24 protein-coding genes and 1 riboswitch are annotated in these 21145 nt (G+C 45.8%); of the genes, 17 read left to right on the top strand and 7 right to left on the bottom strand.

Annotated elements, in window-relative coordinates; all coding sequences use genetic code 11:
* Positions 1–43 precede the first annotated feature (43 nt).
* From ACTSEZ_RS00840 to spoVIF, 4 genes are all read left to right on the top strand, one after another.
* A complete protein-coding gene (locus ACTSEZ_RS00840; protein WP_158001587.1) occupies positions 44–187 on the top strand; it encodes a hypothetical protein in 144 nt (47 codons plus the stop codon).
* A 51-nt stretch (positions 188–238) separates the two neighbouring features.
* A complete protein-coding gene (yjzK, locus tag ACTSEZ_RS00845) occupies positions 239–514 on the top strand; it encodes a protein YjzK (RefSeq protein ID WP_503129011.1) in 276 nt (91 codons plus the stop codon).
* A gap of 92 nt (positions 515–606) precedes the next feature.
* Entirely contained in the window at positions 607–741 is a 135-nt protein-coding gene (locus ACTSEZ_RS00850; protein WP_081414023.1) for a YjcZ family sporulation protein, read from the top strand.
* Positions 742–882: 141 nt separating this feature from the next.
* Entirely contained in the window at positions 883–1137 is a 255-nt protein-coding gene (spoVIF, locus tag ACTSEZ_RS00855) for a sporulation-specific transcription regulator SpoVIF (protein WP_029282521.1), read from the top strand.
* A 117-nt stretch (positions 1138–1254) separates the two neighbouring features.
* On the opposite strand, the gene ACTSEZ_RS00860 is transcribed toward spoVIF, so the two are convergent.
* Positions 1255–3513 carry an ATP-dependent helicase gene (locus ACTSEZ_RS00860; RefSeq protein WP_369732269.1) on the bottom strand — a complete coding sequence of 753 codons (2259 nt, stop codon included), beginning with the start codon at positions 3511–3513 and terminating at the stop codon, positions 1255–1257.
* Positions 3514–3667: 154 nt separating this feature from the next.
* Between ACTSEZ_RS00860 and ACTSEZ_RS00865 the strand changes: the two genes are divergently transcribed.
* Both ACTSEZ_RS00865 and ACTSEZ_RS00870 read left to right on the top strand, forming a co-directional pair.
* A complete protein-coding gene (locus ACTSEZ_RS00865; RefSeq protein WP_369732270.1) occupies positions 3668–3895 on the top strand; it encodes a hypothetical protein in 228 nt (75 codons plus the stop codon).
* A 24-nt stretch (positions 3896–3919) separates the two neighbouring features.
* Entirely contained in the window at positions 3920–4813 is an 894-nt protein-coding gene (locus ACTSEZ_RS00870; protein WP_369733053.1) for an MBL fold metallo-hydrolase, read from the top strand.
* Here the strand turns inward: ACTSEZ_RS00870 and ACTSEZ_RS00875 are convergent.
* The 5 genes from ACTSEZ_RS00875 to ACTSEZ_RS00895 form a co-directional block, all read right to left on the bottom strand.
* Positions 4810–5496, bottom strand: a complete 687-nt coding sequence (locus ACTSEZ_RS00875; RefSeq protein WP_369733054.1) for a DUF421 domain-containing protein — start codon at positions 5494–5496, stop codon at positions 4810–4812. The two genes, ACTSEZ_RS00870 and ACTSEZ_RS00875, sit on opposite strands and share 4 nt — an antisense overlap.
* A 755-nt stretch (positions 5497–6251) precedes the next feature.
* On the bottom strand, positions 6252–6680 hold the full coding sequence (locus ACTSEZ_RS00880; RefSeq protein ID WP_369732271.1) for a GNAT family N-acetyltransferase: 429 nt from the start codon (positions 6678–6680) through the stop codon (positions 6252–6254).
* Positions 6681–7202, bottom strand: coding sequence for a YjcG family protein (locus ACTSEZ_RS00885; RefSeq protein ID WP_029282509.1), 522 nt, complete (start codon positions 7200–7202; stop codon positions 6681–6683).
* A gap of 72 nt (positions 7203–7274) precedes the next feature.
* Positions 7275–7997 carry an alpha/beta hydrolase gene (locus tag ACTSEZ_RS00890; protein WP_369732272.1) on the bottom strand — a complete coding sequence of 241 codons (723 nt, stop codon included), beginning with the start codon at positions 7995–7997 and terminating at the stop codon, positions 7275–7277.
* A 99-nt stretch (positions 7998–8096) separates the two neighbouring features.
* Positions 8097–9152: a hypothetical protein gene (locus ACTSEZ_RS00895; RefSeq protein ID WP_369732273.1), complete on the bottom strand. Its 1056-nt coding sequence runs from the start codon at positions 9150–9152 to the stop codon at positions 8097–8099.
* A 156-nt stretch (positions 9153–9308) separates the two neighbouring features.
* On the opposite strand from ACTSEZ_RS00895, the gene ACTSEZ_RS00900 reads away from it, so the two are divergent.
* From ACTSEZ_RS00900 to ACTSEZ_RS00950, 11 genes are all read left to right on the top strand, one after another.
* Positions 9309–10199, top strand: coding sequence for a DMT family transporter (locus ACTSEZ_RS00900; protein WP_369732274.1), 891 nt, complete (start codon positions 9309–9311; stop codon positions 10197–10199).
* Positions 10200–10494: 295 nt separating this feature from the next.
* Positions 10495–11571 carry an FMNH2-dependent alkanesulfonate monooxygenase gene (ssuD, locus tag ACTSEZ_RS00905; protein WP_369732275.1) on the top strand — a complete coding sequence of 359 codons (1077 nt, stop codon included), beginning with the start codon at positions 10495–10497 and terminating at the stop codon, positions 11569–11571.
* 1 nt (position 11572) lies between these two features.
* Positions 11573–12826 (top strand): ABC transporter substrate-binding protein, encoded by a 1254-nt coding sequence (locus tag ACTSEZ_RS00910; RefSeq protein ID WP_369732276.1) that lies wholly within the window; start codon positions 11573–11575, stop codon positions 12824–12826.
* A gap of 59 nt (positions 12827–12885) precedes the next feature.
* Entirely contained in the window at positions 12886–13761 is an 876-nt protein-coding gene (locus tag ACTSEZ_RS00915) for a carbohydrate ABC transporter permease (protein ID WP_029282502.1), read from the top strand.
* 17 nt (positions 13762–13778) lie between these two features.
* Complete coding sequence (locus ACTSEZ_RS00920; RefSeq protein ID WP_369732277.1) at positions 13779–14588, top strand: carbohydrate ABC transporter permease; 810 nt, start codon at positions 13779–13781, stop codon at positions 14586–14588.
* Positions 14589–14667: 79 nt separating this feature from the next.
* Positions 14668–14791: riboswitch (SAM riboswitch) on the top strand.
* 131 nt (positions 14792–14922) lie between these two features.
* Complete coding sequence (locus tag ACTSEZ_RS00925) at positions 14923–16047, top strand: methionine biosynthesis PLP-dependent protein (RefSeq protein WP_369732278.1); 1125 nt, start codon at positions 14923–14925, stop codon at positions 16045–16047.
* Positions 16034–17221, top strand: a complete 1188-nt coding sequence (gene metC / locus ACTSEZ_RS00930) for a cystathionine beta-lyase (protein ID WP_369732279.1) — start codon at positions 16034–16036, stop codon at positions 17219–17221. Before ACTSEZ_RS00925 ends, metC begins: the two co-directional genes overlap by 14 nt.
* Before the next feature lie 198 nt (positions 17222–17419).
* A complete protein-coding gene (locus ACTSEZ_RS00935; RefSeq protein WP_369732280.1) occupies positions 17420–17698 on the top strand; it encodes a hypothetical protein in 279 nt (92 codons plus the stop codon).
* 92 nt (positions 17699–17790) lie between these two features.
* Entirely contained in the window at positions 17791–19005 is a 1215-nt protein-coding gene (locus ACTSEZ_RS00940) for a threonine synthase (RefSeq protein ID WP_369732282.1), read from the top strand.
* 80 nt (positions 19006–19085) lie between these two features.
* Positions 19086–19460, top strand: coding sequence for a DUF948 domain-containing protein (locus ACTSEZ_RS00945; RefSeq protein ID WP_369732283.1), 375 nt, complete (start codon positions 19086–19088; stop codon positions 19458–19460).
* A gap of 192 nt (positions 19461–19652) precedes the next feature.
* Positions 19653–20315: a Type 1 glutamine amidotransferase-like domain-containing protein gene (locus tag ACTSEZ_RS00950; protein WP_369732284.1), complete on the top strand. Its 663-nt coding sequence runs from the start codon at positions 19653–19655 to the stop codon at positions 20313–20315.
* Positions 20316–20504: 189 nt separating this feature from the next.
* On the opposite strand, the gene ACTSEZ_RS00955 is transcribed toward ACTSEZ_RS00950, so the two are convergent.
* Entirely contained in the window at positions 20505–21137 is a 633-nt protein-coding gene (locus ACTSEZ_RS00955) for a type 1 glutamine amidotransferase family protein (protein WP_369732285.1), read from the bottom strand.
* Positions 21138–21145 lie beyond the last annotated feature (8 nt).

Consider the following 21145-nt stretch of genomic DNA (forward strand, 5'->3'; position numbering starts at 1 on the left):
TCTGACATAATGTAGAAATAGGAACAGCAAAGGGAGGATCAGCATGATTTATAAAAAAAGCTCAAAAGCGCCAAAAGTAAACAGTGCCGTGTACCATGGCTCTTCCCAATACAGTCAGCAGCAATTAAGCGGCGGCAAAAAAGCAGGCTGCGGCTGCGGCAAGAAAAAAATTGTTGTAAAAGATTAATGGAAACAAATAAACGTCCCCTGATGCTCTCAGGGGGCTTTTATTTTGTCTATGATCTCCTGCGAACAGAGTATAGTCGGCGGGAATAGGCTGGAAGCAGAGGTGAAGGACATGAGCAAGCTGAGCGGTGAATTTGAAAAGTTTATGGATAATCTGTACGGCCGTCATGATGACATCCAGAAAAAACACTCACAATGGATGGGACAAAAGGAAAAGGATCTTGGTTCCCTCGAGCGAACGGCTGATTCATTTGAGAGGCGGATGGAACAGATGGCAATCGATGCAGAAAGATGGATGTCAGATCAGGAAAAACGCCCTAAAAAGTAAATTTCCGCATATTGCCTGATGAATATGTCCAGCCATTCAAAGCTGTCTGACATATGATGTATAGACGAAAGGCAGAGGGAGGTGGCTAAGATATGGGTTACGGATATTATGGCGGCTGTGGTTACGGCGGCGGTTACGGCGGTGGCGGCTACTACGGTTCAACGTTTGTACTGATCGTAGTATTGTTCATCCTATTGATCATCGTAGGTGCTTCTTTCTACAACTAATTGAACAGCTTTAACTGAGCAGAAGGTACGGGCGCGAGTCCGTACTTTCCTCTTTTTACTGATTAAAACGATTATCAAAAAAGATAGGCACACACAAGAATCAGTTTCATAGGATATATCATCATAAAGGAGGCAGCAAAAATGGATAATCACTTCTTTAAAAACCTTGAAAAGAAAACAGGTGTAAACATGAAGGAAGTTCTTGATCTTGCCAATTCCCTTCAAAACGCCAACTTCAAAGATGAAAATACGGTCCGCGGCGTCATCCGACGTGTATCCCAAATTGCCAACAAGCCGGTTAATAAAGAAATGGAAGACAAAATTGTAAACAGCATCGTAAACGGCAAAGAAAAACTTGATTTCGGCACAATCTCAAAAATGATCAATAAGAAATAACGAAAAGACCTCTCGCGTGAGAGGTCTTTTTGCGTTTGTTAAGGAAATGATAAAGAGTAAAAGGCTGTGGATAACGTAACAAAGTTATCCTCGGCAAGCGCAAGCGCTTTTGTTCATTCAAGGAGTAATCAGCCCTCTGATAAACCTTGAAGGTATCGCTCTGCGCCCTCTTCTGTACTGGGGCACGGAAACGGCAAGAGACGTCCTCGCTCGTGTCATCGCTACATACATGAGCCTGCGTTCTTCTTCAATCGGCTTTTCATCCCCTTTTCGGAAGGCATCAAGGGCAAAGTCATGAGGCAGTCCGCCGTCAACGGCGCCTAAAATATAGACATGCTCATACTCAAGCCCCTTTGCACGGTGAACGGTCATAAGCTGAACCGCATGGGGATCCCGTTTTTGCCGCCACTCTTTTGACTTTGCGGTCATATGATCGGCATGTTCAAGAAGCTCTGCAATCGTCTCAAATTTCCCGGCTAGCACTCGGACATCCTTCAGGTCATCAGAGCCCTTTTCAATGGCATTGCCTTCATTTCCGCGTTTTTTCAGGAAATCAGAAAAGCCCATTTCCTTTTCAATGACATCAATGGCAGCTGCCGGCCGCATTAGACGGAGCTTTTTAAACAGCGGAACGATTTTCTTGATTTTTGCTTTTTGAAACGGCTGCAGGGACTGGAGCTTGGCGAGGGCTTCTACAAAGGTGCAGTCATGTGTAATGGAAAATGCTTTTATGTCATTTAACGCGCTTTGTTTAATAAACAGCGCACTCATGACGTGAACGATCGCTGCCGAATCGTCGGGATTCAGTCCAAGCCGCAAATAGGCAAGGAGAGATTTGACCATTCTTCTTTCATAAAAAGACAATCCCTCCTGTTCGATCGTAAACGGGATGCTTGACTGCGCAAGCCGTTCGAAAATGGCCCGTCCCGACGTGTGGGTCCGGTAAAGAACGGCAAACTCGCCGGGCTTTGCCCCGCTCTCAAGCTTTTCCTTCATATCATTCACAACAAGCGTTGCCTCTTCTTCTTCATCAAATGGAAAGAAAAACAGGGGAGGTGTGTCGTTTTGATATTGCGCGTTCATCGCTTTTTGATGCCGCTGCTTATTTTTGGAAATAACGGAATTCGCGCTAGCGACAATCTCGTGGCTTGAACGATAATTCTCAGCCAGTGTCACGATTTTTGCCCCGGGAAAATCATGCTTAAAATTCAGAATGAAGGAGGGATCGCTTCCTCTGAACGCATAGATCGACTGATCATCATCCCCGACGACACAAAGCTGATTCGTATGGGAAGAGAGCATTTTTAAAAGCTCATACTGCACAGGGTTAATATCCTGAAACTCATCGACGAGAAAATACTCAAACCTTGCCTGGTATGCCTTAAGGATCTCCGGATTTTCAGACAGTAGCTCATAGCATTTGATAAGCATGTCGTCAAAATCGAATTGTCCCTGGGCACTTTTCATTTCTTCGTAGTTTTTATAAAGGGTCAGCACCTGTTCTTCAAATTCGTCAGCGGGCTTGATTTCGCCTGCTGTCAGGTAGGTGTTTTTCCAGTAGCTGATCTGCTGGAGCGCCTGGTCATAAGGGAACTCCTTCTCCTGCAGCCCTAAATCTCTGCCGGCCGTTTTAATGTACTGTTCTTTCTGCCAGTCCCATTTAATCAGATGCTGCCCATTCCATCTTTCTGGATCGCTGTGCATCAGAATCTTGTAAAAAATGCTGTGAAACGTTCCGCAAACAAGTCTTCCGGCACCATTTACGGCATGTTCGCTCAGCCGGTGCTTCATTTCCTGCGCAGCTTTGGACGTGAATGTGACGAGCATGATGGAGCCAGGGTCAATGCCCTGCTTTTCCATCATGTATAAAGCCCGTGTTGTCAGAACTCTTGTTTTGCCGCTGCCTGCCCCCGCAAGGACAAGAAGCGGTCCTTCTATTGTTGTGACAGCTTCAAGCTGGGTATCGTCCAGGCGTATTTCAAGGATGCTGTTTGCCGCTGATTTTTCTTTGATCTGAAGCGGTCTGTCCATCTTTGCAAGCTGATAAGATTTCCAGCCGGTTTCTTTTTTATCACTGTTCTCTGAAATGGACCTTCCAGCAGGCAGTCTGAAGCCGTTCATTTCCTTATAGACAGTCTCTTTGGATGCTGCTGACTCCTGAACCGCCTGACTGTACTGCTCGCACTGTTCGTGAACGGAATGATCCGCGTGAATAAAAGCGGGATCCTGTTTAATGCTCATCTGCATTTTCAGCGGCTGGCCGCAGCATGCACAATGAAGTTTTCCGTGCAGGCTTGCTTCATATATTTGCTGATAGCGTTCTCTTGCAAGGTAAGGGAGCTGAATGTATTCATCTTTATATTTTCCGCAAATCAATGAAAGTCCCCCCGATTCATTTATGTAAACATCTATTCTCATTTTAAAGTCACAAACCTTATCTTATCAAAAGGAGAGAAAACAAAAAAGGGGCAGGAGAATTCGTTTTAAAGGACGAATGTATGGGAATAGTCTCTTAAAAGGGGTGATGATGATGAGTTTTGCAGTACCGCCAGTCCCTGAGCAGTATGTGCAGTATGCAAACCGCATGGTTAAACATCAGCAGGATTATGCAAAAGTACCGGGTGCAGCACGCATCAGTCTTTCCCTGTATTCAAGAGAAGCGTTAAAAGAAAAAGCCCGGCCGGAGGAAAAACGGACGGACCAAAAGGCTGTAAGCAAGTTGACCGGAAAGGGACTGCTTTTCAGCGAATCCATTTAAAGAGAAGGAAAGAAGTTGAACGCGATGAAATTCATGCAGCTCAGCGAAACATGCTACTACTTTGAATCGCCGGTAAATATCGGGTATATAAAAAGCGGGGAGAGCGGTATGCTGATTGATGCCGGCCTAGACCGGCAAGCTGCAAAAAAGGTGATCAGCCACCTTAAAAAAAATGCGCTGCCGCTGACGCATCTCTTTATTACACATGCCCACGCCGATCATTACGGGGGAGCCTCATACATACAGGAACAATTGACTGTTCATACGTTTGCATCAAAAGAGGAAGCGGCGATCCTGCGGAATCCCGTTTTAAAACCGATTTATTTATTCCATGGCGCGATGCCGCTGCCTGAGCTGCGGAATAAATTTCTTGAAGGCCCGCCTATTGTCGTCGATGAAGAGGTGACAGAAGGGAATTTCCGGTTTGGGGACCGGTCATTTGAATGCATCGCTCTTCCTGGACACAGCCTCATGCAGATGGGCGTTCTTTCGGATGGCATTCTTTATGCTGCAGACTCCTATTTTGGAGCAGAACAGCTCAAAAAGCACAAAATTCCGTACATCATTGATGCGGAGGATACACTCCATTCCCTGCACAGGCTTTTGGAACTGGATGCTGCAGGTGCTGTTCCGGGGCATGGAACCTTTGAGGAATCGTTTCAAGATACGGTAAAAGTGAATATTTCCTATCATTTAAATGTTCTTGAATCACTTGTAAAAAAATTGACCCCATCAGGTATACCTTTTGATGAGGTCATTCAAAGCATGTGCGAAAAATATGATGTGGCTGCTGAAAAACTGTCTTCGTGGCTTTTATACCGCACGGCCATTACAGCGTATTTGACAAAACTGATGAAAGAAGAGAAAGCAGAACTCGAAATCAGGGATGCAAAGCTATTTGTGAGAAGCAAAAATTAGGAGGTCGGCTTGAATTTCTGGAGAAACATGCCGTCGCCTTCCAGCCACTCGGCATACAGAACTTCCCTGTATGCGGTAATGCTGCGGGCTGCAAGTTCTTTTTTCAGCCATTCCTCTGAAAAGCCGGCTTCATGGACATTATCAAGCAGCACCTCACCGTCAATGATCATCGTGAAGGGGAGAACTGCGCGTTCTACAGGCAGGTTAAAATCACTCTTTGTAGGGGATTCAAACTGCTGCTTTTTCAAAAGATTGATCGTCCCGTCCGTTTCCAGCACTGCGTAAGCCACTTCTCTTATTGAAAACGCACCTTTTGCACGAAGCAAATGCTGAAGCTGGTTAATATCAAGCTTGCTTTTCTTCAGGGCTTCACGGTTAATTTCACCCTTGTGAATAACAATAGTAGGCCTTCCTTCAAGAAACGCCCTCGTTTTTTTCCACTTTTGCGTGATGATCTCAAGCAGATAGATAAGAATTCCCCAAACCCCAATGGCAAACAGAATTTTCAGGATGCCAGTGTCATCATCAAAAACCGCATTTCCCACAAGCTCTCCAAGCACTAAGGCGGAGATAAAATCAAACGTTGTAATTTGCGTGATCTGCGTCTTCCCAAGCATTCGGGTCAAAAAAAACAGACCAAAAAACCCAATAACCAGATCCATGCCAGTATGTACAAATTCCATAGGATTAAAATGCAACAGATCCACGACTTCACCTGATTTCAATAGTAGATGCCATTAGCATGCGCATTTTTGGGGATATTCATGATTTTGTTTTGGGTGAACGGGCGGCGGGTGCGGTGTGAATATTGGTGAAAGGAAGGGGATAATGACGTGCATCGCGGGAAAAAAGTAAGGTGGGTAATCCCGAGTGAAAAATGCGCCAGGAGTTAACAGCAAAAAGTGCTGTGAAGGACTAGAGGAAAGTGCGGTAGAACGGAGTTAGCAGCATAAAGTCCAGTTCGGGAATAGAGGAAAGTGCGGTAGAACAGAGTTAGCAGCACAAAGTCCAGTTCAGGAATACAGGAAAGTGCGGTAGAACGGAGCTAGCAGCATAAAGTCCAGTTCGGGAATAGAGGAAAGTGCGCCAAAACGGAGTTAGCAGCATAAAGTCCAGTTCGGGAATAGAGGAAAGTGCGCCAAAACGGAGTTAGCAGCATAAAGTCCAGTTCGGGAATAGAGGAAAGTGCGCCAAAACGGAGTTAGCAGCATAAAGTCCAGTTCGGGAATAGAGGAAAGTGCGCCAAAACGGAGTTAGCAGCATAAAGTCCAGTTCGGGAATAGAGGAAAGTGCGCCAAAACGGAGTTAGCAGCATAAAGTCCAGTTCGGGAAGAAAGGAAAGTGCGCCAAAACGGAGTTAGCAGCTCAACGTACAGCCTGCAATCGAAAAAAACCGCACAAAAATAAAAAAGCAGCGGATAGCTGCTTTTTTATCTGATCATTTTATTTCCTTCATCATCGTCACGTGAGGAATTCCCGCATCCAGGAAGGTTTCCTTGGAAATTGTACGGTACCCGAGTCTTTCGTAAAACGCCTCTGCATGTGTCTGGGCGTTTAGTTTTAATGTCTGCATGTCCTTTGCAGCGGCAATTTCCTCAAGCTTTTCCATAATCATTTTGCCGGCGCCTTTTGAACGGTATTCAGGGAGCACGCAGATCCGCTCCATTTTGCCGACGCCGTTTAATATTCTGAAACGGCCTGCTCCGACGGGCTGATCACCGTCGTATAGGACAACGTGGGAAGCTTCCCGTTCAAACTGGTCAATTTCTTCTTCTTCAGGGACTTGCTGCTCTTCTACAAATACTTTTGTCCGGACGTCATATGCATCCTGAAGCTCTTCATCCGATTTTACAATGCGTACGTTCACTTAGAGGCCTTCCTTTCCAAGGAGAAATGTTTCAAAAACCGTCCATGATCCATTTTCCAGCTGATAGAGAAGGTGGAAACGGTCAACTGTTTCTTCGTGCTGAAAATCAGTCATCTTCAGGCTGCCAAGCACGTCCGAATGTTCATCATCCGAGAGCTTCTGCCCGATTGTGATGTGAGGAACAAATGCATATTCCGGCTCAACATCAGAAAAATACTCATCATGAAGCGCGTCATACAGGCTTAAAATCTGCTCTGTCGGTTCTACTTTTAAATAAATAACGTTGTTTACTGGAGAAAAGGAACTGAACTTTCGGATTGACAGAGTTACGGGCTGATGGTTCTGCGCAATCTGGCGCAGTTCTCTAGAAATATCGCGGATTCGCTCGTCTGTTGCTTCAAATGGCTGCTTCAGCGTCAAATGCGGCGGAATCAGTGCGTAATTCGGATCGTAGCGCTTTCTGTACGAATTGGCTGCATCCTGCAGTTTTTTTGATGGAAAAATGGCTATGCCGTATTTCATTTTAGTTCCCTCCCATGTATGAATATGTAAGTAAAGTATATCAAAATCAGCGGCCAAAGCCTATTAAAGCAGCTAAAACATGGACTGCAGTATTTTTTTTATGGCCGGCTGCCAGTAAGTCCATTTGTGATCGCCTTCGAATTCTTCATACTGAACCGGAATGCCTCTGTCTGTCATGGCCTGATGCAGAGCTCTGTTCGGCTCAAGGAAATTCTGTACAGCGCCGTCTGTGGTCTTCACCTCTGTCTCGTTCACACCAATCTGGTGATACACTGACAGCAATTCAGGCGAGGAGCATTCCTTCACCATTTTGAGTACCGAATCATCCGAGTATGGTGACTGCATGATGACTTTTCCGAATGTGTGCGGATAGGTCAAAGCCGTCATAAAAGATACTGTGCCTGCAAGAGAATCACCAATGAGCGCACGTCCCGCACCCATTTGATAAGTTGGAAATTCCCGGTCTAAAAATGGGACGAGCTCATGTGCCAGAAAGCGGATGTAGGCCGCCTGCCATCTGCCGTCAGGATGATATTTTTCCCTGCGGTCATGTACATCACGATAGGGAATGCCGACTATAATGACATTTTCCATTTTGCTGTCTGCCAGCAATTCCTCAGCCTGTCTCGAAATGCGCCCCAGTCTAAAATAATCCTGACCGTCCTGAGCGATCAGGAGGCTGTATTTATATAGAGGTGAATAATTTTTGGGCAAGTAAATGAGCAAGGTCATTTCTTCTTTTAATTCCTGCGAATACAGCAGCGTCTCCTGTACAATACCTGATTTGACTGTCATGTGTGATACCCCCAAAAGATGACGGACTAACATCCGAATGATTAAAACGCTTCCATCATTTTAACATGAACAGCGGGAAAATACCTGCATCTTGAGTCATTAGCATACGGTTCGTCTCCTGATTTCACGGATAAATGACTCCGCCTCATCAGCATTAAGCAAAACAATCGTGACTTCTTTCTTAAAACCATACAGCAAATCCGCTGGAACAGGTTCTTTTAAACTGATTTTAACAGCGGGTTTCTCTTTCACGAGATCCTGGAGGCTTAAATCAAGAATCTGCTGCTCTTGTTCCTTCGGCCGTTTTTCAAGAAGATCATTCAGTCCTGCATCACTTATGAGCGCAAGCGGAATGCTGATTTTTCTTGAGATGCCTGCCTGCAGATACAGTGTGTCGTCTGATAGGTAATAAGGACACAATCGTACGGCCTGCATGTCTGCGAGAAGAAAAAGCACTCCATATAGATTTAGAATAAGCAATACCCACGATAGGACAGGGCTAAACGAGTGGAGAAAAAAATGTATCGCAGCCGTTTCCAGCACAATTGCATGAATCAGCATGATCGACAAAGCAACCGTGCTCGTTTTATGGTGGGCAGAAAAGAACGTTCCGCTCTGAACGGGCGCTTTTTTCTTCCATGAAAGAAGCGCGTAATAGAACAGGGAAGCTTCTGTTAAAAGGACGTCAGTCAATTTGTTCCGGGAAATATGATTGTAGGCAGCAGATTCTGCTTTCAGGTGAAAATAGGGAAGGCCGGATGCTAACTGAAAATCTCTTCTAATAAGAGGGATTTTTCTTAACACAAGCACAAGAAGGAACAGCTCTGCTGCGATAAAAATCGATTCAAAAGCCAGAACGGCTGCAGGGAGAAGGGGCTGCGCTGCAAGCTGTTCTTCAGGCAGCACAAAATGGGCAAATAAATAGCCGGCTAAAACAACAGGTCCGATATAAGTCAGGGAATAGCGTTTTCTTAAAATGAAAAAGTAAGTTAAAAGGGGAATGACAACAAGCAGATCAAGAAGGGATCCGATCAGCGCACCATCAGGAACAGGATGCACTATTGGAAGCCGGTATAGAGCCGCATTTGAAGCAAGAATCAGGACCACAAGAAACAGATACAATCCCCATTTAGGCTTAGTCAGTGTTTGGTTCATATCCATCGCCGCCTTTCTGTATAGGATAAATATACCATATAATAGTGTAATAAATTGGAAGTGTATGTGGATGAAATATGACAGATTTCAACGTGTCATATTTCCGGGGAGCAGCTCATACTTCTTAAAAGAAGACAAGCTCCGGGAGTGCTGAAGGTGAAAAAACCGTTCCAGTTTATTGCAAGTATCTATGCAGCCGTTTCGATTTCTTTTTGGGGCATCTCCTTTGTGTCTACAAAAGCTGTTCTCAGCCAGCTTGAGCCGTTCACGCTCCTTGTTGTCCGCTTTGGAATTGCTGCGGTCTTTTTGTTTTTTCTGCTGGTTCTTCTAAGACATCCGCTTAAGATGAGCCTGTCCCAAATGCCCGCCGTTTTCATTCTTGCCGTGCTTGGGATTTTTGTGCATCAGGTTATTCAGGCATCTGCCCTTCAGTCGATCGGGGCTTCTGAAGCAGGCTGGATCATTTCTTTTTCGCCGATTTTTACAGCTATCCTTGCTGCCTTCTTTTTAAAAGAACGGTTTACGCTGTTTAAAGCGGCCGGCATGACGATTGCCATTCTCGGGGTGCTGCTGATTACGTCTTACAGGCAGGGCGGATCCATCGTGTTTCACGTAAACTTCGGTTATATCCTGATGATTTTAAGCACGTTAAACTGGGCGGTTTATTCGATTTTGATCAAAAAACTGGCGATACCGTATTCGGCTTTGACGGTCACCTTTTACACAAGCTTTTTCGGCTTTTTGATGACGCTCCCATTTTTCATCAGGGGAGAAGGCTGGACGCAGATGTCCGCTCTGACAGGTGAAAACTGGACACATCTATTGTTTCTCGGGATTTTTGTATCAGCCGTGGCCTACTGGTTCTGGGGGAAAGCGCTGGAAGTCATGGAAGCAACAAAAGTATCATCCTTTCTTTACTTTGAGCCGCTTGCAACCGTCATTGCCGCAGTCCTTCTGCTGAATGAACCTGTCCTGATTGCAAGCGGCGCCGGGGGCATGCTGATCATTGCAGGTGTGATGCTTGTGAATTTTAAGAAAAAAGGTTAAAGGAGTTTGTCATTTTTTGAAGAATGTATGGTAACAGGGAAAGACTTTTTTCGCCAATTTATGCAAAATAATTTGACAATCTTGTAAACTCTTACTATTATAAAAACTAATTCTGACTAATCTTATATGGATTGAGCTGATTGGAAAACCAAAGGCTCCCGCCCCATGTCTATTTGGGCTGGGAGCCTTTTAAAAAAGGTAGCGGATCCATCTGATAGATCGTTTTCTTTTTATTCAGGCAGCTTAAAATACAGCAGTGCATTGGAGCACAGGCAATTTACTTAGGAGGATATAAATGGAGATATTCTGGTTTTTACCGACAGCAGGCGACAGCAGATATTTAGGTACAGATAAAGGCAAGAGGGAGGTCACCATTGAATACTTGCAGCAGGTGGCAAAAGCGGTTGATACGCTTGGGTTCAGCGGAGCCCTCCTGCCGACTGGAAAAGCATGCGAGGATTCCTGGGTCGTCGCATCGAGTCTTATTCCTGTAACAGAACGGATGAAATTTCTCATTGCTCTGAGACCGGGCTTTACGCCTCCAACAATTGCAGCCCGGATGGCTTCTACTCTTGACCGGATTTCAGGGGGAAGACTTCTTTTGAATATCGTACAGGGAGGGGACCCTGTTGAACTGGCAGGAGATGGTCTTCATTTGAGCCATGACAAGCGTTATGAGCAGACAAATGAATTTTTAACGGTGTGGAGAAGGCTTTTTGAAGAAGAATCGGTTGATTTTAAGGGAGAGTACTTTGACATCGCCGGCGGCGGCATCCACCATCCTCCGGTGCAAAAGCCTTATCCTCCCCTTTATCTAGGGGGAACCTCTCCTGCAGCTCATGAAGTTGCAGCTGAACACGTTGATTATTATTTAACGTGGGGAGAGCCGGTTGAGATTGTAAAAGAGCGAATTGACAAAGTCAGGGAGCTTGCCGCCAAAAAAGGACGCGAAGTGAAATTCGGCATCAGACTTCATGTCATCGTCAGAGAAACAGCTGAAGAAGCATGGAAAGCGGCAGACGAACTCATTCAGTATGTTGATGAAAGCGTAGTGGAAGCGCAAAGACAAAAATTTGCCCGCTTTGACTCTGTCGCCCAGCGCCGGATGACGGATTTGTCGCTGGACAACAAAAATGCGCTTGAAATCGCACCGGGACTCTGGGCAGGAATCGGCCTTGCGAGGGAAGGTGCGGGAACTGCGCTTGTCGGGGATCCGGACAGCGTGGCGGAAAATATGAAAAAATACGCTGAAGCAGGCGTAGACACATTCATTATGTCGGGGTATCCGCATCTGGAAGAAGCATACCGCACAGCGGAACTGCTGTTTCCAAAGCTGCCCCTGAAACATAAAACCATCAAACAGGAGGTATAAGATGAACAAAAAGCTCAGCAGCTTCTTAGCGGCAATTTTCGTAATGGTCCTTGCTTTAGCCGGATGCTCCTCAAATGAAACAGGAGGGAGCGGGAAAGACGGAGTGACAGAAATCAGCTTTATTCACTGGCGCGGGGAGGATGCTGAAGTTTTCAAAGAACTGATCAGCAAATTCGAAAAAGAGAATCCGAAAATCAAAGTGAACATGACAGTCTATCCATCTGAGGAATATCAGTCTACTGCACAGACGCTGCTCAGAGACGGTTCAACGGGAGATGTGTTTACTTCATTCCCGGGATCTCAATTTGAAATTATTAAAAAAGCAGGCTTTTTCGCTGACCTTTCCAATGAGGAATTTGTTCAAAATTACAATGAAAACCTTATAGAATCAGGAAAGGCAGACGGCAAACAGCTTGCCGTTCCGCTGCAGCTTGTCTACAACCAGCCTGTCTATAATGCAGGTATTTTCGAAGAGCTGGGTCTTGAGCCTCCTAAAGACTGGGAAGGGTTTTTGGCTCTTTGCGAAACTCTTAAAGAAAACGGCTATACCCCTATCGCCTTCCCTGGAGCTGACATTGGTCCCGGACAGCTGATGAACAGCATGATGATGAACAATGCCCCGGACGAAGAGATTTTTGCAAAGCTTATGGCCGGCGATGCAAAATTGACAGATGAGTGGTGGGTCAAGACGCTTTCTCAATTTAAAGAGCTTACTGACAATGGCTACATTGCTAAAGAAGCCCTCGGCACAAAGCATGACGGCGCCATTGCGCTGATGGCCCAGGAAAAAGCAGGAATGCTTGCAAGCGGATCTTACGCTATGGCCGGCATCAAGCAGCAAAATCCGGACATCAAGCTCCAGCTTCTTGCGCCAATCACAGTTGCTGAAAATGAAGCAAAATACGAGGGTGTTCACACAACCACGTTCATGCTTGCAGTCAACAGCAAGTCAGAAAAGCAGGATGCTGCAAAAAAATTCGTGAGCTTCCTTTCTGAAACCGAAAACGCAGGCGAATATGCGAATAAAACCGGCCAGCACGTAACACTTAAAGATGTCACGTATGAGTCTGAAGAACTGAAAGATACAGCTGTCTGGATGGAAAAGAACACCCGATTCCAACCGCGCTTTCTGATTCCGAATGCAGATGTTGAAAAAGCGGTGATCGCGTCCATACAGTCTGTCATCGGAGGAACAGATCCTGAAAAAGCAGCTGCAGAAGCACAAAAAATCGTTGAGCAGAACTTAAGCAAGTAAACCGGAGAAGAGGGGGAAAGCCCCTCTTCTTCTCATCATGAAAGGAGGCCTTTTCATTGCTGAAACATAACAAATCACTGCTGTTCTTTCTGGCTCCCGGCATTCTTGTGTACAGCATCTTTTTTATCTACCCGACACTGAGCGCCTTCTTTTACTCGTTTACCAACTGGGACGGCATATCCCCTGATTTTGATTTCGTCGGAGTGACCAATTACATTAATTTGGCGACAAATGATTCTATTTTTGCAAAAGCACTTGGAAACAACGTAAAATTCATGCTGTTTGTCGTTGTCTTTCAAACGCTGTTTTCCCTTGTCTTTGCCCTGTTCCTGATTAAAAACACAAGGACCAATGTTTTTTTCAGGGCGCTGTTCTTTTTTCCTACGATTCTATCCTCTGTTTCAGTCGCCTTTATCTGGTCGTTTATTTACGATCCAAACCTTGGGCTCCTTAAAACCATTCTTACAGGGCTGCAGCTTGATTTCCTTGCACAGAACTGGCTGGGTGATGAGAAAATCGCCATTTTTTCAATAGCTGTCGTGCAAGTATGGTTTCATACTGGACAGATGATTATCATTTTTGTTGCCGGTCTTCAAAGTATTCCTGCCGATCTTTACGAAGTGGCTAAAATAGAAGGGGCAAGCAGATGGCAGACGTTCAAAAAAGTAACATGGCCGCTTGTTGCTCCCGCAGCAACCATCGTTGTGGCCTACACTACAATCCAATCTTTTAAAGCGTTCGATCTGATCTTTGCCATGACGCGCGGAGGTCCGAACTATTCAACGGAGATTATCGCAACCCTGATTTACACAACGGCATTCAGGAGCTTTAAATTCGGCTATGCATCGGCAGAATCCGTTATTTTTATGGCCGTCATTGCCCTGATTACGTTTGTGCAGTTTAAAGCACTGCGCGCAAACAGGGTCGACTACTGAGGAAAGGGTGACGAACGTTGAAAGGAACAAAGTACGGACTCATATTAATATACGCAGCCATTATCATCATTCCGATTTTCGCCATCTTTTTAACAACGTTTAAAACGATTGCTGAAATGTATGAAAATGTGCTCGGACTGCCTGAACGATTTTCGGTGTCAAATTACATATCTATTTTTCAAGAGCAGTCGATGGGCCTTTATTTTCAGAACAGCTCGATTGTCACGCTTGTATCCGTCTTTCTGACGCTGTTTTTTGCAAGCCTGATCGCCTATGCCATCACGCGAATCGGCGGTGTGTTCAGCGCTGCTGTGTTCGGTTTCTTTACACTTGGCATGATGATTCCTGCGCAGGTGAACATGATTCCGCTTTATCAGCTGATTTTTCAGCTGAAGCTGACGAACAGTCTTGTGGGGCTTATGATCGTCAACATTGCGGCTACCTTGCCCGTTGCTGTTTTTATCCTCACAGGATTCATGAAAACTCTGCCGAAATCGTTATTTGAAGCCGGATCCATTGACGGCGCCGGGAACTGGCTGATGTACCGCAAAATTGCCTTGCCGCTCTCGCTTCCATCGCTGTCTGCAACAGCCATTTTTCTGTTCGTGATGCACTGGAACGACCTGCTTTATCCGCTCCTCTTTATCACGAAAGATGAATACAAAACCTTGCCGCTTGCTCTGCTTGAATTCCAGGGGGAGTACATGACAAACTATCCGATGCTGTTCACCGGCGTGATGATTGCCTCTGCGCCGCTGATTATCGCCTACATCTTCCTTCAGAAATATTTTATTGCGGGAATGACAGCAGGCTCAGTGAAGGGCTGAGTTTTTTGCCCCAAACCCTTGCATTTATGAAAAAAGTGAGGTAAGGTAATAAAAACATTTAAAAAATTCATACTATTTATTCTTATCCAGAGAGGTGGAGGGTTCTGGCCCTGTGAAACCTCAGCAACCGGAAAAGATCAGGCGGATGCCTGATCGAACCAAGGTGCTAATTCCAGCAAGCTTGAATGCTTGGGAGATAAGAGGAAGCCAGTTTTGCCGAACCAGCGTCTTCTTCTTATATGAGGAAGGCGCTTTTTATTTTTCCAATGTATACGAGACAGCCCGGTTCAGGGCGTGTAAAAAGAAGAAATGACAAACAGGATGGTGTTTAAACATGTCGGAACGCATTGAAACAACTTTGGCGCAAATCGGGAATCGCAGTGAAAACATAACGGGAACGGTAAATCCCCCCGTCTACTTTTCAACAGCATACAGACATAACGGAATCGGTGAATCAACAGGGTTTGATTACATCAGGACGGGGAATCCGACGAGAACGATTTTAGAACAAGCAATCGCAGATCTTGAGCACGGCGATCAGGGATATGCGTTCAGTTCGGGAATGGCGGCCATTCAGACGCTGATGGCCCTGTTTAAAAGCGGGGATGAACTGATTGTCTCCTCCGATTTGTACGGCGGAACATACCGCTTGTTTGAACGGGAATGGCGCAAATACGGCCTCGTTTTCCATTACGCAGATTTTAAAGACGGGGACTGTACGCAGCAGCTGATCAATGAACGCACAAAGGCGATTTTTCTGGAGACTCCGACAAATCCTTTGATGCAGGAAACAGAGGTCAGCGACATAGCCGAAATTGCACGGGAACACAATTTGCTGCTGATAGTTGATAATACGTTCTACACGCCGATTCTGCAGAAGCCGATTTTAGACGGAGCCGATATTGTCATTCACAGTGCAACCAAATATTTGGGCGGACATAACGATGTACTTGCAGGCCTTGTCGTCGCAAAAGGCAAAGAGCTGTGCGAAGAGCTCGCACAGCATCATAATGCAATAGGCGGAGTGCTCTCCCCGTTTGATTCATGGCTTTTGATCCGCGGGATGAAGACACTTGCTTTAAGGATGAATCAGCATGAAAAAAATGCAGGACAGCTTGCGGCATTTTTGGAGAGCCAATCCGAAGTAACAGATGTTTTGTATCCGGGTAAAGGCGGAATGCTTTCGTTCAGGCTTCAAAAGGAAGAGTGGGTCAACCCGTTTTTAAAAGCTCTGAAGACGATAACATTCGCAGAGAGCCTCGGAGGCGTGGAGAGCTTTATCACATATCCGGCCACACAGACACATATGGATATTCCTGAAGAGATCAGAGCAGCAAATGGCGTATGCAACCGCCTCCTGCGCTTTTCAGTCGGAATTGAACACGCAGGTGATCTGGAGCGGGATCTGGTTCAGGCATTTGAACTTATGAAGGAGGCAGATAAAGTTGAGCAGCGGTAAGTGGACATTCGAGACGAAACTGCTTCACAACAGTCATAAGGCGCAGAAAGACACAGGGGCGGTCAGCGTTCCCATCCATCATTCATCAACGTTTCACCAGTTTGATTTTGACGATTACGGCAAATTCGACTACGGGCGTTCAGGCAATCCGACCCGGGAAACACTCGAGCAGGCCATCACTGAACTTGAAGGCGGAACGAGAGGCTTTGCTTTTGCATCCGGGATGGCAGCAATCTCCACCTGTTTTTTGCTCCTGTCAAAAGGCGACCACGTCCTGATTACAGAGGATGTGTACGGCGGAACGTACCGGATCATCACAGACGTGCTCAGCAGATTCGGCATCGAGTACAGCTTTGTTGACATGACCGATCTGCATGAAGTGGCCTCTCATATCAGGCCGAATACAAAAGTCATTTACGTTGAAACACCGTCCAATCCTTTGTTGAAAATTACGGATATCCGCGGAATTACAAAGCTTGCAAAGGCAAACGGATGCCTGACGTTTTTAGATAATACGTTTTTGACTCCAGCCCTGCAGCGGCCGATTGAACTCGGCGTCGACATCGTCCTTCACAGCGCAACGAAATTCCTTGCCGGACACAGCGACGTCCTTGCAGGCCTTGCCGTTGTAAAAGGAGAAGAGCTTGCGGAGAGGGTTCAAAAGCTGCAGAACGCATTTGGGGCCGTACTCGGTGTCCAGGACTGCTGGCTCGTCCTCAGGGGCATGAAAACATTGAACGTAAGGCTGCAGCAGTCCAGCGAGTCTGCACGAAAACTTGCAGCCTATTTATCCCGTCATAAAGCGATCCGGAACGTCTACTACCCGGGACTCACCTTTCATCCGGGGCACTCGATTCAGCGGTATCAGGCAGATGGTCCCGGGGCTGTCCTGTCTTTCACACTGGCAAACGAGGATGCCGTCCGCACGCTCGTTAAAAATGTTGAGCTCCCGGTATTTGCGGTAAGCCTTGGAGCGGTCGAGTCCATTCTGTCCTATCCGGCCAGAATGTCCCACGCAGCGATGCCAAAAGAAGAACGTGAGCGCCGCGGAATAACGGACGGACTTCTCCGCATCAGCGTCGGGCTGGAAAATGCGGATGACCTGATCAAAGATTTTGAACAGGCGCTTGCAAAACTGCCGGCGAGTGCTGTGGAGAATAAATTAAGAGCTTAATAGAAAACATGACGCTTGCAGCAGACGGTTTTCAGAGAAGATTATATGGCCTCGAATGAAAGAAAAACATCTGAAAAAACAGAGAAAACACATTTTTCCATCTTTGAAAGAATGATATAGTTTTAGGGAAAGGTGGGAAAATGTGTGGGCTGTTTAGGGTTTTTGTTCAGGATTTTCTTTCTGCTGGGAGCTTCATTCTTGGTTTTCTTTACAGGATTAACTGCATTCGTTGAATTTGTAACACTTCCTTTTGACGGTACATTCAGCAAATTTATCACGTATTACGCCTTCTGGCTTGCCGGCAGCTATTTTACCGGCTGGTTTATCGACGTGAAAATGCGGAATGATGAGATGGATACGACCGGCAGCTTCATTCTGGATGCACTGATCTGGTTCAATTTACTGAATTACAAATTCATGAACCGGTTTGTTTTCAGAAGAAAAAAGGCAAGTGCTGACCGCGTTCCGCCGGTGTAAGCTTGCTTTTTTTACATAAAGCAGACCGAAAAAAACGGAAGACCCTTGACTCGATGTTGAGGGTCTTTACTAGTAGTTGGAGGGAATGCAGAATGAGTTACAGCTATGTTTCACACTTGGAATGCCCGAAGTGCGGGACCGAGTATTCAGTTAAGGATGTGCAGCAGCTTTGCACATGCGGATCTCCTCTTTTGGTGCGCTACCATTTAGATCAAGTGAAGAGTATGTTAACAAAAGAAGAAATCAGCAGACGGGAAAACAGTTTGTGGAGATATCATGAACTGCTGCCGGTTGAGGATCCAAAACATGTGGTTTCAATGGGCGAGGGAATGACTCCTCTTTTGAAAATGGACAGGCTTGGTTCAGAGTACGGTCTAACTCAGCTGCTGATGAAGGATGAAGGGCTGATACCGACCGGTTCCTTTAAGGCGAGGGGAGCGGCTGTAGGAATTTCAAAAGCGAAGGAGCTTGGCGTAAAGACCTTTGCCATGCCGACAAACGGAAATGCAGGTGCAGCCTGGTCGCTTTATGCTGCCAGAGCGGGTATGGAGCCATATGTCATCATGCCGCTTGATGCGCCGATGATCACACGGAAAGAAACCGCCATTTCAGGGGCGAATCTGCATCTAATTGACGGACTGATCAGCGATGCCGGAAAAGTTGTGGCGGAACTTGTGAAAGATCAGGGATTTTATGATGCCTCTACTTTGAAGGAACCGTACCGGATTGAAGGGAAAAAGACAATGGGATATGAAATTGCCGAACAGCTTGGCTGGGAGGTGCCGGATGTCATTCTTTATCCGACAGGAGGGGGAGTGGGCATCATTGGCATCTATAAAGCAATGCGGGAGCTGCAGGATCTGGGCTGGATCAGCAAAAATAAAATGCCTCGCCTTGTTGCAGTTCAGGCAGAGGGATGCGCGCCGATTGTCAAAGCTTTTGAAGAAGGAAAAACTGAATCTGAGTTTTGGGAAAATTCGCAGACGAATGCGTTCGGCATTAACGTTCCGAAGGCAATCGGTGATTTCCTCGTTCTTAAGGGAATTTATGAAACAAACGGGAGTGCCATAGCTGTATCAGAAGAGCAAATTAAAGCAGAACAAGCCCTGACTGCACAGCTTGAAGGATGCTTTATCTGCCCTGAAGGTGCGGCAACATTTGCAGCTGCCCGCAGATTGAAGGAGAGCGGATGGATCAAGGAAGACAAGAAAGTGGTCTGCCTGAACACCGGTCAGGGCATCAAATATCCGGAGACGGTACGCGCAGAGGCGCCGGTTCTGAAAATAGGCGAAAAGCTCTCACTCTAAACTTCTACTCCATCAGACAGGTTCATATACTGTAGCAATGTACAGGCAGTCTTGTGCATAATCCGTTTTGGAGGTGCAAGATGATTTTTGAAGTAAGTGCTGCAGGAGCCGCGCTGGCCTTTATTTTTCTAGTAGGCTATTTGATTCAGACTCTCCGCAAGGGCATGACGACTCTTGAAGAGACAAACGAAACGCTTGCGGAAGTGAGAAAAGCGGTCCATGATCTGTCGGGGGAAGCAGAAGAACTCATCCAGTCTGCCAATCAGATTACAGTTGATGTGAAAAGCAAGATGAAGACAGTGGAACCGCTGTTTGAATCCGCACAGGACATGGGAGAAGTTCTGAACAGTGTGACCCATACCGTAAAACAGGCGGCATCAGGCTACGGATACGGACTTCCTCCTGTGAAAAATGATGATCCGCCAAACCGAGAGATGAAAATCAGGCTTAAATGAACGTTTCCTCAGCTTTCTTTTTGGCTGCGGGAGAAATGGAATGACACATAAAACAGCAGGCACATTCTTAGCAGAATAGTGCCTGCTGTTTTTGTTTTATATGATATTATTATAAAAAACAGATAATTCATAAAATTCAAATCTGAAGGATAGAAGTCTTTAATAGTATGCAAAAAGATAAGGAGTGAAGGTATGAAATTTCTGCTTACATCTGGAGGTGTAACGAACAAGAGTATACACAATGCCCTTGTTGACATGCTGGACAAGCCGATCGCAGATTCCACTGCCCTGTGCATTCCTACAGCTATGTACGGACACCCCTGGGTCGGGCCCGGCGTCAAAGTCTGGGAATTTATTACAGGGAAACCGGGAAATCCTATGGTTAATTTGGGCTGGAAATCTGTAGGAGTGCTGGAGCTCACCTCGCTGCCGAGCATTGATAAAGACCGCTGGGTGCCGCTCGTTCAGGAGACGGATGTCCTGCTAGTGTCCGGAGGCGACGCGCTCTACCTGTGCCATTGGATGCGGCAATCCGGGCTTGCAGACCTCTTGCCGTCGCTTAACGGCGTTTATGTGGGAATGAGCGCCGGGAGCATGGTGATGGCACCTGAGATCGGAGAGTATTTCGTGGGCTGGACTCCGCCCTCTGGAAGCGATGAAACGCTGGGCCTGGCTGATTTCGCCATGTTTCCCCATCTGGACCACGAGATGCTGCCGGGCAACACCATGGCTGCTGCAGAAAAATGGGCAGCAGGAATCAAGGGGCCGGCATATGCAATTGACGATCAGACCGCTATTAAAGTGATTGACGGAAAAGCAGAAGTTATTTCTGAAGGGAATTGGAAGCAGTTCTAGTAGGTGGGGAAGAAAGTTCTTGAAATTAACTTCCAGTCATCAAAGGCTTGAAAATCTTATATCGCATATGAATTAGCAGGACTTTGCTGCTAACAAAGTCCTGCTAATTGTGGGGTTATTTTATACTGCCATTAGTCACCCTGATACGGTGAAAAAAGAAAAATAGAGAAATTGAGCTTTTCAGTTCCTTCATTTATTTATTGAATTCATTAACTGGAAGAAGTATTCAGGTTTATGAGTCTTATTTAGGCTATACCATGAATGTAATGCATCTGGTGTAAATACATCTATTTTTTTCAGTACTTCCATTGCAAATTCCAGAGGAGCTATTCCTGATGCAGTAACTAAATTCGCATCAGATGCCGCAGATCCCAACTCATATAACTTTTCTCCTTTATAGTTAGGACATGTCATTTTAGTATAGTCTAAGTTATTACTTGTATGCTTTCTAGTATCTAAGTATCCCATATTCGCAAGGGCATCAGTTGCTCCACAAATTGCAGCAACAATCGTGCCAAGCTTTAAAGCCTGGCCAATTCTTTCCAAGATAGGCTGATGAATTTCTTCACTCCAAGTAGTCCCTCCTGGTAAAATTAAAAGATCTTTACTCTCAAGAGTACATTCAACAAGGGAAATATCTGGTTTTATGCTCAGGCCTCCCATAGTAGTAATCATTTCTTTATTAGCTCCTACTGTCATTACTTTTAAAGGTGCTAAATCTTTTTTGAAATATCTTCCTGAGTTTAGTTCAGCCATTAAATATCCATATTCCCAGTCCGACATTGTATTAAATACATATAGAAAAGCTTTTTTTGTTTGCATCCAATAAC

It is taken from the genome of Metabacillus mesotrionivorans (assembly GCF_052171315.1).
Classification (GTDB): domain Bacteria; phylum Bacillota; class Bacilli; order Bacillales; family Bacillaceae; genus Bacillus_P.